Here is a 12285-nt window from a genome sequence, read left to right on the forward strand (position 1 = left end):
TCCCGACCGCACCCCTCTGTGTGGTCCGGCGGTGTGCTGTCCGCGCATACGCTACCGGCCACGGCGAGCCGAGCGGACCGCGACCGCCAGCTGATACGCGACCGGTACACAGCCACAGCCGTCACTTCTTGCTGTCCAGAACCGCCTTCATCACATCGCGGGCGATGGGTCCGGCCAGGCCGCCACCGCTGATGTCGTCGCGGGTCGCGTCGGAGTCTTCGACGATAACCGCTACGGCGACCGGAGAGCCGCTGTCGTCCTTCGCGTATGAGATGAACCACGCGTAGGGGCGGGCCTTGTTCTTCTCGCCGTGCTGGGCGGTACCCGTCTTGCCACCGACCGTGACGTTCTCGATGGCCGCCTTGCCGCCGGTGCCGTTCTTGACGGTGTTCTCCATCATCTGCTGGACCAGCTGCGCGGTCTTCGCCGACATGGGCCGGCTCATCTCCTCGGGCTCCGTCGTCTCCAGGACGTCGAGGTCGGGGCCGGTGACGCGGTCGACCATGTACGGCTTCATCAGCTTGCCGTCGTTGGCGATGGCCGCCGTGACCATGGCCATCTGGAGGGGGGTGGCCGCGGTGTTGAACTGCCCGATGGAGGAGAGCGCGTTGCCCGGGCGGTCCATCTGCGTGTCGTAGACCGACTTGGCGGCGCGGACGGGGGTGTCGATCTCCCCGTTGTTGAAGCCGAACTTCTCCGCCATCTTCACCATCTCGTCACGCCCGACCTCGTCACCGAGCTTGGCGAAGACCGAGTTGCAGGAGACCTCCATGGCCCGGTTGAGCGAGGCGTTCTCGCAGCCCTGGGCGTGGTTGACCATCTCGCGGCGGGTGTGGGGCAGGATGTACGGGTCCGGCGTGTCGGTCGGTGCGTTGATGTCGGTGACCTTGCCCGCCTCCAGCGCCGCCGCGGCGGTCAGCACCTTGAAGGTGGAGCCGGGCGGGTAGACCTCGCGCAGCGCGCGGTTCAGCTTCGGCTTGTCCTTGTCCTTCTCCAGCGCGACCCACGCCTCCTCGTCCTTCGCGCTGTAGCCGGCGAAGGTGGACGGGTCGTACGACGGGGTCGAGGCGAGCGCCAGGATCTTGCCGGTGGACGGCTCGATGGCGGCGACGGCGCCCTTCTTCTTGCCGAGGCCCTCGAAGGCGGCCTTCTGCGCGGCGCCGTTGAGGGTGGTGATCACGTCACCGCCCTGCTTCTTGTCGCCCGTGAACATCGACATGGTGCGGTCGAAGAAGAGCCGGTCGTCGTTGCCGGTGAGGATGCCGTCCTCGAGCTTCTCGATCTGGTTGGCGTCGTACGCCTGCGACGCGTAGCCGGTGACCGGCGCCCACATGGGGCCGTCGATGTAGGTGCGCTTGAACTTGTAGAAGGGGTCCTTCGAGTCGATGGAGCCGGTGATCGGCTTGCCGTCGACGATGATGTTGCCGCGCGGGTTGGCGTACCGCTCGATGATGACCCGCTTGTTGCTCGCGTGCGTGGAGAGCTCGCCCGCCCGGACGTACTGGATCCAGTTGTCCCGGATGAGCAGGGCGAGCACCAGCAGGCCGCAGAAGATCGCGATATGGCGCAGGGGCTTGTTCACGGTCGGACCACCTGGGTCATCTCGGCGTCGGGGGACGGGGCGGGGGCCGGCGCGGGACGGCGCGCGGTGTCGCTGATCCGCAGCAGGATGGCGATCAGGGCCCAGTTCGCGATCACGGACGAGCCGCCGTACGCGAGGAACGGCATGGTCATACCGGTCAGCGGGACGAGGCCCATGACGCCGCCGGCCACCACGAAGACCTGGAGGGCGAAGGCGCCCGACAGGCCGGTCGCCAGCAGCTTGCCGAACGGGTCGCGGGCCGCGAGCGCGGTGCGGATGCCCCGCTCCACGATCAGCGCGTACATCAGCAGGAACGCCATGACGCCCGCGAGGCCGAGCTCCTCGCCGACGGTGGCGAAGATGAAGTCGGAGTTGGCGGCGAAGCCGATGAGGTCGGAGTTGCCCTGGCCGAGTCCGGCGCCGAGGGTGCCGCCGGAGCCGAAGGACATCAGCACCTGGGACATCTGGTCACAGGCGGCCGCCATGTTGGAGCCCTCGGGCGCCGTCTTGATGCACTCGAACGGGTCGAGCCAGGCGGCGACGCGGGACTTGACGTGGGTGGCGGTCGAGCCGACGACCACCGCGCCGCCCACGGCCATCAGCAGACCCATGATGATCCAGCTGGTCCGCTCGGTGGCCACGTACAGCATGATCACGAACATGCCGAAGAACAGCAGCGACGTACCGAGGTCGTTCTCGAAGACCAGGATGAGCAGGCTGACGGCCCAGATGGTGAGGATCGGGCCCAGGTCGCGGCCGCGCGGCAGGTACAGCCCCATGAAGCGGCGGCTGGCCAGCGCGAGCGCGTCGCGCTTCACCATCAGGTAGCCGGAGAAGAAGACCGCGATCACGATCTTCGCGAACTCACCGGGCTGGATGGAGAACGGACCCACCTTGATCCAGATCTTGGCGCCGAAGACGTCGGTGCCGAGACCCGGGACGAGCGGCAGCAGCAGCAGGACGATCGCCGCCACCATGGAGATGTACGTGTAGCGCTGCAGGACGCGGTGGTCCTTGAGGAGCATCAGCACCAGCAGGAACAGCGCGACGCCGATCGCCGAGTACATCAGCTGCTTGGGGGCGTCCGGGCTGTAACTGCCGAACTGCCGCATCGACCTGGCGATCACCCGGGGCGACTGGTCCAGCCGCCAGATCAGCACCAGGCCCAGGCCGTTGAGCAGCGTCGCCAGCGGCAGCAGGATCGGGTCGGAGTACTTCGCGAACTTCCGCACCAGCAGGTGCGCGACACCCGCGAGCAGCGCCAGCCCGACGCCGTACCCGAGCATGCCCGTCGGGACCTTGCCGTCCAGGGCCAGGCCGACGTTGAGGTACGCGAACACCGGGATCGCGACGGCGAAGCCGAGCAGCGCCAGTTCGGTGTTGCGGCGGCTCGGCAGGTCGATCGCGCCGATGGTGGTCGTGTTGGTGACAACGCTCATGGTGGTGAAAGGCCCCCCTACGGGTCCTTACTGCTTGCCGCAGTTCGAGGCCAGCTTCTGCTCCTCCTCCGAGAGGCTGGGGCCCGGGGAAGGAGTGGCAGTGGCTGCGGTGGGCTTGGTGGTGGTGGGGACGCCGGTCGTGCCGCCGGCCTGGCCCTCACCGGGCGGTGCGGCGTTCGCGCGGTCCGCCGCCTCCCGGCGCTGCTCCTGCTTCTTGCAGGCGGAGGCCTGGACGGCCAGCTCGTCGATCTTCGCCTGCGCCTTGGCGCGGCTGCCGCCGATGATGGTGTCCTCGACCGTCTTGCGCGCGTAGTCGGGGAGGTACTTGAGTTCGATCTCGGGGTGGTCCTTCTCGACCTCCGAGAGCGAGACCCCGGCCAGGTCCTGGCTGATGCCGCGGTAGAGCGCGACATGCCCGTCGTTGGCGCCGACGTAGTACTGCGTCTGCGTCCAGCGGTAGCCGCCGTACAGCCCGCCGCCGACCACGGCGAGCGCGAGCACGATGTAGAAGGAGCGCTTCAGCCAGACGCGGTTCTTGCGGGGCTTGGTGAAGTCGTCGTCGCCGTACGCGCCGAAGGAGCCCTCGGGCGGCATGCCGTCGTAGCCGAGGTCGTCGCCGCTGCCGGGCGGGCCGAAGCCCCCCTGCGGCGCTTGGGGGGCGGGGCGGCCGAGGCCGGAGGCGCGGCCCGCCGGCGTCTCCATGGCGCCGCCGTCGTTCAGCTGGGGCTGGTTCTCGGCGACCGCGCCGACGATGACCGGGGTGTCGCTGAGCTGTCCGGCGAGGGTGTCGCCGCCGTCCACGTCCAGGACGTCCGCGACGATCACGGTGATGTTGTCGGGGCCGCCGCCGCGCAGCGCGAGCTGGATCAGGTCCTGGACGGTCTCCTGGGGGCCCTGGTAGCTGGCGAGGGTCTCCTCCATCGTCTGGTGGGAGACGACGCCGGACAGGCCGTCGGAGCAGATCAGGTACCGGTCCCCGGCCCGCACCTCGCGGATGGACAGGTCCGGCTCGACGTGGTCGCCACTGCCCAGGGCGCGCATCAGGAGCGAGCGCTGCGGGTGGGTGGTGGCCTCCTCCTCGGTGATGCGGCCCTCGTCGACCAGCCGCTGCACCCAGGTGTGGTCCTGCGTGATCTGCGTCAGCACGCCGTCGCGCAGCAGGTACGCGCGCGAGTCGCCGACGTGGACCAGGCCGAGGCGCTGGCCCGTCCACAGCAGGGCGGTCAGGGTGGTGCCCATGCCCTCCAGCTGCGGGTCCTCCTCGACCATCATCCGCAGCTGCTCGTTGGCGCGCTGCACGGCCGTGCCGAGCGAGGTGAGGATGTCCGAGCCGGGGACGTCGTCGTCGAGGGTGACGATCGTGGAGATCACCTCGGAGGAGGCGACCTCGCCGGCGGCCTGGCCCCCCATGCCGTCGGCGATCGCGAGCAGGCGGGGACCGGCGTAACCCGAGTCCTCGTTGCCCTCGCGGATCATGCCCTTGTGCGATCCGGCGGCGAAGCGCAGTGAAAGGCTCATGCGCACCTGCCCTGTCGACTCTGCCTCGGGGTACAGCCGGTCTCGAGCCACACTGCCCACCCTCCGGTCGGGAGCCGGTGCCGGTCGCCTGTGGGCGCCACCGCTGCGGCTCGCTCGCTCCGCTCGCTCATTGTCGTACTACTTCCGCAGCTCGATGACGGTCTTGCCGATGCGGATCGGCGCGCCCAGCGGAATGGGGGTCGGGGTGGTGAGTCGGGTCCGGTCGAGATACGTGCCGTTGGTGGACCCGAGATCCTCGACGATCCACTGGCCGTCACGGTCCGGGTAGATCCTGGCATGCCTGCTGGAGGCGTAGTCGTCGTCCAGCACGATCGTGGAGTCGTGCGCACGGCCCAGGGTGATGGTCTGGCCCTGGAGGGCGACCGTGGTGCCGGTCAGGCTGCCCTCGGACACGACCAGCTTGGTCGGCGCGCCACGGCGCTGGCGGCCGGCCTGCTGGCGCTGGGGCGGCGGGGCGGAACCCTGCCGTGCCGCCTGCTGCGGGCGCGCGGCGTCACGGCGCGAACCGCGCTGTGTGACGCGCGTACCGAACAGGTCGCTGCGGATGACCTGGACGGCCACGATGACGAACAGCCACAGTACGGCGAGGAAACCCAACCGCATGACCGTGAGGGTCAGCTCTGACATTGCCCCCGCTTCACCCTTCGGCTTGCCGGTAAACGATGGTGGTGCTGCCCACGACGATCCGCGAGCCGTCGCGGAGCGTAGCGCGGGTGGTGTGCTGCCCGTCCACCACGATGCCGTTGGTGGACCCGAGATCCTGGATCGTCGAGGGCGTTCCGGTCCGGATCTCGCAGTGGCGGCGCGATACGCCGGGGTCGTCGATCCGCACGTCGGCGTCGGTGCTGCGACCCAGCACGAGCGTCGGGCGGGAGATCTGGTGGCGCGTGCCGTTGATCTCGATCCAGCGGCGCACCTGGGCGCCGGGCATGGGGCCCGGACCGGCCGGCGGGCGGCCGGCGGCGGGCGGACGGTTCATGCCCGGCGGCGGCGCCGCGGGCATGGGAGGGGCGCCGGCCGGAGGGTATCCGTAACCGCCGGGGCGACCGCTCGGTGCGGGGCCGGCCGGTGCGGCCGGGCCTGCGGGGCCTGCCGGTCCCGCGGGTGACTGCGACTGTGACGTACTCGACGCGAGGGTGCGGCTGCGCACCCGGTACAGCCCGGTGTCGAGGTCGTCGGCCTTCTCCAGGTGGACCTTGATGGGTCCCATGAAGGTGTACCGCTGCTGCTTGGCGTAGTCGCGGACCAGGCCGGACAGCTCGTCGCCGAGCTGGCCCGAGTACGGGCTGAGGCGCTCGTAGTCCGGCGCGCTCAGCTCGACGATGAAGTCGTTCGGCACGACGGTCCGCTCGCGGTTCCAGATCGTCGCGTTGTTGTCGCACTCCCGCTGGAGGGCGCCCGCGATCTCGACGGGCTGGACCTCGGACTTGAAGACCTTGGCGAAGGTGCCGTTGACCAGGCCTTCGAGTCGCTGCTCGAATCGCTTCAGGACTCCCATGGGGCACCTCCTCCGTCGTTGCCGTCCTGGTACTGCTTACTGATCGTATCCACGCGTCGGGAAATCGGCTGGTTCCCCTTCTCTGGCCTGTGGATGAGTGTCACCTCTCACACGGATCGTAGAGGGGGCCTCCTGACAGTGTCCCGCACCCCGGGTGCACCGTGGAGGAGTGGGTACGGCGGGATCCGGTTCGCCGCCTCCCCGTCGTCTTCGCCCTCCCCCCTCCCCTCCCCTCTTTCCCGGTGGCTCTCCGCCTGCCCCTCCGCCCGCGCCTCCCCCCTGTCTCTGTTCGGGGGCCGGGGCGCCGAAACAAACGGATGTGAACCCACCCCTGGCGACGTGCTAATCTTCTGATGTCGCAAGGCGCTCCGGCCGAAAAACCGGGGCCGACAGCGGCAACACCCAATGCGCGGGTGGCGGAATAGGCAGACGCGCTGGATTCAGGTTCCAGTGCCCGAAAGGGCGTGGGGGTTCAACTCCCCCCTCGCGCACCAGGGGACACCGAGTGTCCTTGTAGCACCGTAGAGACGGGCCCATCGTGATCACGATGGGCCCGTCTCTTTGCTTGCACGTGTGTCTGCCCTACGTCGGCTCATGGCCGGCCGGTCCACCGCGTGCGTGGCGCCCGTCAGCGCCCGTCATCGAATCCGCACGACGGTGTGTTTCGCGGTCCTTGCGTGCAGCGCCCGATTTGATGAATCCCCTGGTCACGCTGCGTTGTGCTGCATATGTAACGGCAATGATACTCTCAGTACACGTGTCATTTCCCTGTGCGTCCGAGGTGAAGGGAACGTGAGGCGTTGTGACGGAGCCTGGGAGCGAAGTAACGACTTGACATACTCGCTGTGCTGCTTTTTTATCGGCCCGGCTGGACGTCGCACGCGGATCAGGGGGAGACGGCGTGGACATCAACTTACTGGGCGCCTTGTGCGTCACGGAGAACGGGGTGTCCATCGCCCCGACCGCACCCAAACCTCGGCAGGTGCTCGCGCTTCTCGCGCTCCACGCCGACCAGGTGGTGCCGGTCACGGAACTCATCGAGGACCTGTGGTCGGGACAGCCTCCTCGTAGCGCACGTACCGCCCTGCAGACCTATGTCATGCAACTGCGTGAGCTCATAGCCACCGCACTGGTGAAGGACGGTCCCTCCGACGGAGGGCCGCGCGACGCCAAGGACGTGCTGACGACCTTGCCCGGCGGGTACCTACTGGTTTCCGGCGGAGGTACAAGCGACGTACGCGAGTTCGAGCGACTTTCGGACACCGGGCGCCGCGCCATGGACACCGGGGACTACGCGGGCGCCGCCCGCAAGCTGCGCGACGCCCTGGGGCTGTGGACCGGCTCCGCCTTCACCGACGTGCAGACGGGCACGCAGCTGGAGATGGAAGCCCTGCGCCTGGAGGAGAGCCGGCTCTGCGCACTCGGCCTTCGCATCGAGGCCGACCTGCACCTCGGACGGCACCGCGAACTCCTCGCGGAACTCACCATGTTGACGGGCCGTTATCGCGCTCACGAGAACCTGCATGCCCAGTTCATGCTGGCGCTGTACCGTTCGGGGCGGCGCGGTGAGGCACTCGACGCCTACCACCGGCTGCGCGGCACCCTCGTACGGGAGATCGGACTGGAGCCGTCCACGCCGTTACAGCGGCTCCAGCAGTCGATCCTCATGGCCGACCCCGAGACGCCGCTGTCGTCGGACCCGCTGGCCGCCTTGTCCGCGAAGCCCGAGCGTGGGCTCGCCCCATGTATCTCCCGCAGTTTATCTGACGCCGGGTAACGGAGACGCCGCAGGGCTCCTCCGGCCGCCAGTTGGCTGCCCCACGGCAGACTGCGACGATGCTTGGAGACGCCCAGCATGACCAGTGATCAGCCAGTTCCCGTGACGCCGGTGAATCTGTGGATCTGCCCCAACGAGGAGTTGGCTCCGGGCGTGGCCGGCGTGCTGGCCCGGCACTGGCTCGACGAACACGAGAAGCAGGTAGCCGACCGGTTCCTGCACGAACGCGACCGCCGGCAGTACGTGGTCGCGCACACCCTGGTGCGGCGCGCCCTCGCCCTGGAGTCGGGAATCCCCGAGGCCGAACTCGTCATACGGCGCTCCGCCCGCGGGAGGCCCTTCCTGCAGCACCCGGACGGCGGACTGCCCCGCGGTGCGGGGGACCTCGACTTCAACCTCTCCCACGTGAACGGCCTGAACCTGCTGGGCACCGTGCGCGGGAGCCGCATCGGTGTCGACGCCGAGCGCCTCGACCGGGAGGAGCGCTCCATCGACGCCGTCGTGGAGATGCTCAGCCCCGAGGAACGGGACTGGGTGGCCAGGGCGCCGTGGGGGCGTCCGCGCCGCCGGCGTGCCATGCGGTTGTGGACTCTGAAGGAGGCGTATTCCAAGGCGCGCGGCCTGGGGCTCCGCCTGCCTTTCGACACGTTCTCCTTCGCACTGGCCGAGAACCGCGGGGTCGAGGGTTTCCGGCCGCCGGGGGACGACCGGGCCGGGCGGTGGCGGTTCATCGAACTCGAACCGCTCCCCGGTGTGCTCGCCGCCGTCGCTCTGCAGGACGACGACGGCCGGGGTGCGGTACTGCGACTGCACCACGGTTTCCCCTGGGGCCGGTCGCCGACCCACCACGTCGCTCTGCCCGAACCGGTCGGGGCGCCGGACGCATATCGATGAGGAGCTCGATCACGATGGTGGAGACCGTGAAGATTCAGATTTTGGGTCCGTTGAGCGCCGAGGTCAACGGGGGATCGTTCGTTCCGACAGCGGCCAAACCGCGGCAGATCCTGGCGCTGATGGCGCTGTACGCGGGACGTGTGGTGACCGTGCCCCTGCTGATGGACGAGATATGGGGAACCGAGCCGCCGGCGAGTGCCCTCTCCACCATGCGGACGTACATCCTGCAGCTGCGCAGGAGGATGGCGACCGCGATGGGGCCGAGCGCGTCCGGCAGCGCGAAGGATGTGCTGGCCACCCGGCACGGCGGCTATCTGCTGCAGATTCCCGACGGTGGCGGTGTCGACGTGCACGACTACGAGCGGCTGGCGCGCGCGGGGCATGCCGCGTTCGAGACGGGTGACGACGAGATGGCGGCCCGGCGGTTCAGGGCGGCGCTCGACCTGTGGCAAGGGTCCGCCCTGGTCGACGTACGTGTCGGGCCCATCCTCGAGCTGGAGATGAGACGGCTGGAGGAGAGCCGGCTGGCCACCATCGAGCGGCGTATCGACGCCGACCTGAGACTGGGTCGCCATGCCGAACTCATCGCCGAACTTACCGAGCTGACGGCGCGTCATCCCGAGCACGAAGGGCTGCACTCCCAGGTCATGGTGGCGCTGTACCGGTCGGGACGGCAGGCGGCAGCGCTCGACGTCTACCGGAGACTGAGGGAGCGGCTGATCGACGAGCTCGGACTGGAGCCCTCGCCTCAGCTTCAGCGGCTGCACCAGGCCATGCTCTCCGTCGACCCGCTGCTGGACGTGCAGGCGGGACCGCGCCGCACCTCGACGTACGACCTCTTCGCGGCGTGACGGCCCGCCTTTCCGCGTCCGAGTGGCGGGGAAGATCAGCGGAATCCGGGCCCGGATGGGGATACCGTGGCCCGGATTCCGCAGCTTCGCAAGGGGCGGGGAAGATCAGCGAAGGTGAGCGCGGATCGCCGCCATGACCTGGGCCGCCTGTGCATTGAGATAGAAGTGGCCGCCGGGGAACACCTGCAGGCTGAACGCGCCGCTGGTGTGCTCCCCCCAGGCGCGCGCCTCGTCGAGCGTGACCTGTGCGTCGGCGTCGCCGGTCAGGGCGAACACCGGGCAGCTCAGCCGCGGCCCCCCGGCCCACCGGTACGTCTCGGCCGCCCGGTAGTCGGCCCGGATCGCCGGCAGGATCATGCGCAGGATCTCCGGGTCGCCCAGCACCTGGCTGTCGGTGCCGCTCAGCCGCGTGACGTCCGCGATGAGCCCGTCGTCGTCGCGCAGGTGGACCCGCTCGTCACGCGTGGTCGACGGGGCGCGACGGCCCGAGGCGAACAGACCGTGCAGCGTGAGCCCGTCCGCTTCCAGCCGACTCGCCAGCTCGAACGCCAGCGAGGCTCCCATGCTGTGCCCGAAGAACGAAACCGGCCGGTCGAACCAGGGGCGCACCTCGTCGACCAGCGCGTCGACGAGCGCCGGTATGGAGTCCAGGCACGGCTCGTGACGCCGGTCCTGACGCCCCGGGTACTGGATCGCCAGCACGTCGACGTCCGGTGACATCGCCTGCGACACCGGGAAGTAGAACGATGCCGAGCCTCCCGCGTGCGGGAAGCAGATCAGGCGATGAGGGGCGTCGGCGGCGGGGTGGAAGCGCCGGACCCACGTCCCGGTGTCGACGGTCGTCTGCTCGGCCACTCACGCCCCCAGCTCGGGCGAGATCACGTAGTCGGACACGTCCACGGCGTTCTTCCGGATCCGGCCGAGCGCCGCCTTCACCGGGGCGGCGAGCCGTTCCCGCTTGGCCGTCTCACGGGCCTCGCGACGCTCGACGAACTCCGGCATCACCTCGCGGGCGAAGAGCTCGAGCGACTCCAGGATGTGCTCGTGCCGGTTCTTGCCGACCTGCACCGAGAAGATCAGCTGGTCGACGCCCGCCTGCTCGTACTGGCGGATGACCTCGGCGACCTGCTCCGGGGTGCCGATGCCACGCCGGAGCGAGGTGATCTGCTCCAGCATCGCCTTGGCCTCGGCGGTCGGCTCCTCGCCGTCCGCGGGCGCGGCCGGCTCACGGGTCAGACCGACGGAGGCGCGGTTGTCCTGGAAGTCCTGCCACACGTCGGTGACGCCCGGACGGTGTTGACCGGTGATGTAGTAGTGCATCAGCGAGTACGAGAAGAAGTGCGCGCCGTCCAGACCACGGTCGAGGGCGGTCTCCTCGTCCGGGTGGCACATGAACGGGAAGACCACCGAGAAGTTGGGGTTGACGTCGCGGCCCGCCGGGACGCACTCGTCGGAGGCGATGATGTCGTAGTAGGTGTCCACCCATTCCTTCGCCTCCGCAGGGGAGACGAAGGAGAAGGAGAGGGCGCCGATGCCGTTGCGCGCCGCGGTCTCGATGGTCGTACGGGCGCTGCAGGCCATCCAGAGCGGCGGGTGCGGCTTCTGCTTCGACTTGGGCAGCAGGTTGCGCGGCGGGACATCCACCCACTTGCCCTGGTGGCCCGTGAACGGGGTCTCCGTCAGCAGTCGGGTGATGACCTCCAGGGACTCCTCCCACTGGTCCTTCTTGGTGTCCCGGTCGACGCCGAAGGCGCCCAGCTCCAGCTGCGAACTGCCCGCGCCGCTGCCGAAGTCGACCCGCCCGCCCGAGATCAGGTCCAGGGTGGCCAGGCGCTCGGCGACCCGCACGGGGTGGTTCACCGCGGCCGGCAGGGAGACGATGCCGTGGGCGAGACGGATGTTCTTGGTGCGCGCGGCGGCCGCGGCGAGGAAGACCTCGGGGGCCGAGGAATGCGAGTACTCCTCCAGGAAGTGGTGCTCGGTCGCCCAGGCGTAGTCGAAGCCGAGTCTGTCGGCCAGTTCGATCTGTTCCAGGGACTCGTTGAACAGGCGCTCCTCGCTGTCCTCCTCCCACGGCCGGGGCAGCTGGTGGTGGTAGATGAGACCGAATCGCATGCGGAGTGACTCCTTGGTTGCTGAGCGGGCGGCCGTGCCGCCGCGGGACGGGACGTTCAGGCCGCGGGCCGGTGGAACGCGGAGCGATAGAAGAGCAGGGGGGCGTCGTCGGAGCCGGTGACCTCCACGGCGCGCACCCGGCCGACGACGATCTCGTGGTCGCCCCCGGGATGCACCGCCTCGAGCGTGCAGTCCGCCCAGGCGAGCGACCCCGCGAGCACGGGTGAGCCGGTGGCCGGACCCGGGGTCCAGCGGACCCGGTCGAAGCGGTCCGCGCCACGCAGCGCGAAGGACCGGCACAGGGCCTCCTGGCCCGCGGTGAGGATGTTGACGCAGAACGCGCCGGACGGTGCGATCCGCGGCCAGGTCGTGGACGTCCGGGCCACGGAGAACGTGACGAGCGGCGGCTCCAGGGACAGCGAGGCGAACGACTGGCAGGTGAAGCCGACCGGCTCGTCGCCGTCCGGCCCGTCGGCCAGCGAGGTGACGATGGTCAGCCCGCTGCAGAAGTGGCCGAGGACCCGCCGGAACTCGTCCGGGGCGATCCGGTGGTCGAAAACGGTGCGCGCAGGCGCAGGCATGGGGACTCC

General features: G+C 69.5%; 11 protein-coding genes and 1 tRNA gene. 4 read left to right on the top strand and 8 right to left on the bottom strand.

Annotation, left to right across the window (positions count from 1 at the left end; all coding sequences use genetic code 11):
- Positions 1-121: 121 nt before the first annotated feature.
- The 5 genes from ACZ42X_RS09265 to ACZ42X_RS09285 all read right to left on the bottom strand — a co-directional run bounded on the left by ACZ42X_RS09265 (position 122) and on the right by ACZ42X_RS09285 (position 6058).
- Complete coding sequence (locus ACZ42X_RS09265) at positions 122-1582, bottom strand: peptidoglycan D,D-transpeptidase FtsI family protein (RefSeq protein WP_468286123.1); 1461 nt, start codon at positions 1580-1582, stop codon at positions 122-124.
- Complete coding sequence (locus ACZ42X_RS09270; RefSeq protein WP_468286126.1) at positions 1579-3021, bottom strand: FtsW/RodA/SpoVE family cell cycle protein; 1443 nt, start codon at positions 3019-3021, stop codon at positions 1579-1581. Before ACZ42X_RS09270 ends, ACZ42X_RS09265 begins: the two co-directional genes overlap by 4 nt.
- Positions 3022-3048: 27 nt before the next feature.
- Positions 3049-4539: a Stp1/IreP family PP2C-type Ser/Thr phosphatase gene (locus ACZ42X_RS09275; protein WP_468286129.1), complete on the bottom strand. Its 1491-nt coding sequence runs from the start codon at positions 4537-4539 to the stop codon at positions 3049-3051.
- A 138-nt stretch (positions 4540-4677) separates the two neighbouring features.
- Complete coding sequence (locus ACZ42X_RS09280) at positions 4678-5187, bottom strand: FHA domain-containing protein FhaB/FipA (protein ID WP_468286132.1); 510 nt, start codon at positions 5185-5187, stop codon at positions 4678-4680.
- Positions 5188-5197: 10 nt separating this feature from the next.
- Positions 5198-6058 carry a DUF3662 and FHA domain-containing protein gene (locus ACZ42X_RS09285; protein ID WP_361424293.1) on the bottom strand — a complete coding sequence of 287 codons (861 nt, stop codon included), beginning with the start codon at positions 6056-6058 and terminating at the stop codon, positions 5198-5200.
- Positions 6059-6465: 407 nt separating this feature from the next.
- On the opposite strand from ACZ42X_RS09285, the gene ACZ42X_RS09290 reads away from it, so the two are divergent.
- The 4 genes from ACZ42X_RS09290 to ACZ42X_RS09305 all read left to right on the top strand — a co-directional run bounded on the left by ACZ42X_RS09290 (position 6466) and on the right by ACZ42X_RS09305 (position 9580).
- A tRNA-Leu gene (locus ACZ42X_RS09290) sits at positions 6466-6552 on the top strand.
- 407 nt (positions 6553-6959) lie between these two features.
- A complete protein-coding gene (locus ACZ42X_RS09295) occupies positions 6960-7835 on the top strand; it encodes an AfsR/SARP family transcriptional regulator (RefSeq protein ID WP_468286135.1) in 876 nt (291 codons plus the stop codon).
- Positions 7836-7937: 102 nt separating this feature from the next.
- A complete protein-coding gene (locus tag ACZ42X_RS09300; RefSeq protein ID WP_468286138.1) occupies positions 7938-8729 on the top strand; it encodes a 4'-phosphopantetheinyl transferase family protein in 792 nt (263 codons plus the stop codon).
- Positions 8730-8755: 26 nt separating this feature from the next.
- Positions 8756-9580, top strand: coding sequence for an AfsR/SARP family transcriptional regulator (locus tag ACZ42X_RS09305; protein WP_468287443.1), 825 nt, complete (start codon positions 8756-8758; stop codon positions 9578-9580).
- Positions 9581-9685: 105 nt separating this feature from the next.
- Here ACZ42X_RS09305 and ACZ42X_RS09310 read toward each other — a convergent pair whose 3' ends face one another.
- The 3 genes from ACZ42X_RS09310 to ACZ42X_RS09320 are packed head-to-tail and all read right to left on the bottom strand — an operon-like array spanning position 9686 to position 12276.
- Positions 9686-10435: a thioesterase II family protein gene (locus ACZ42X_RS09310; protein ID WP_468286141.1), complete on the bottom strand. Its 750-nt coding sequence runs from the start codon at positions 10433-10435 to the stop codon at positions 9686-9688.
- Positions 10436-11695, bottom strand: coding sequence for an LLM class flavin-dependent oxidoreductase (locus ACZ42X_RS09315; RefSeq protein WP_468286143.1), 1260 nt, complete (start codon positions 11693-11695; stop codon positions 10436-10438). It abuts the gene before it with no gap.
- Between the two features lie 56 nt (positions 11696-11751).
- Complete coding sequence (locus ACZ42X_RS09320; RefSeq protein ID WP_468286146.1) at positions 11752-12276, bottom strand: flavin reductase family protein; 525 nt, start codon at positions 12274-12276, stop codon at positions 11752-11754.
- Between the last annotated feature and the right edge of the window lie 9 nt (positions 12277-12285).

The sequence above is a fragment of the Streptomyces sp. NPDC030862 genome, from assembly GCF_055571835.1.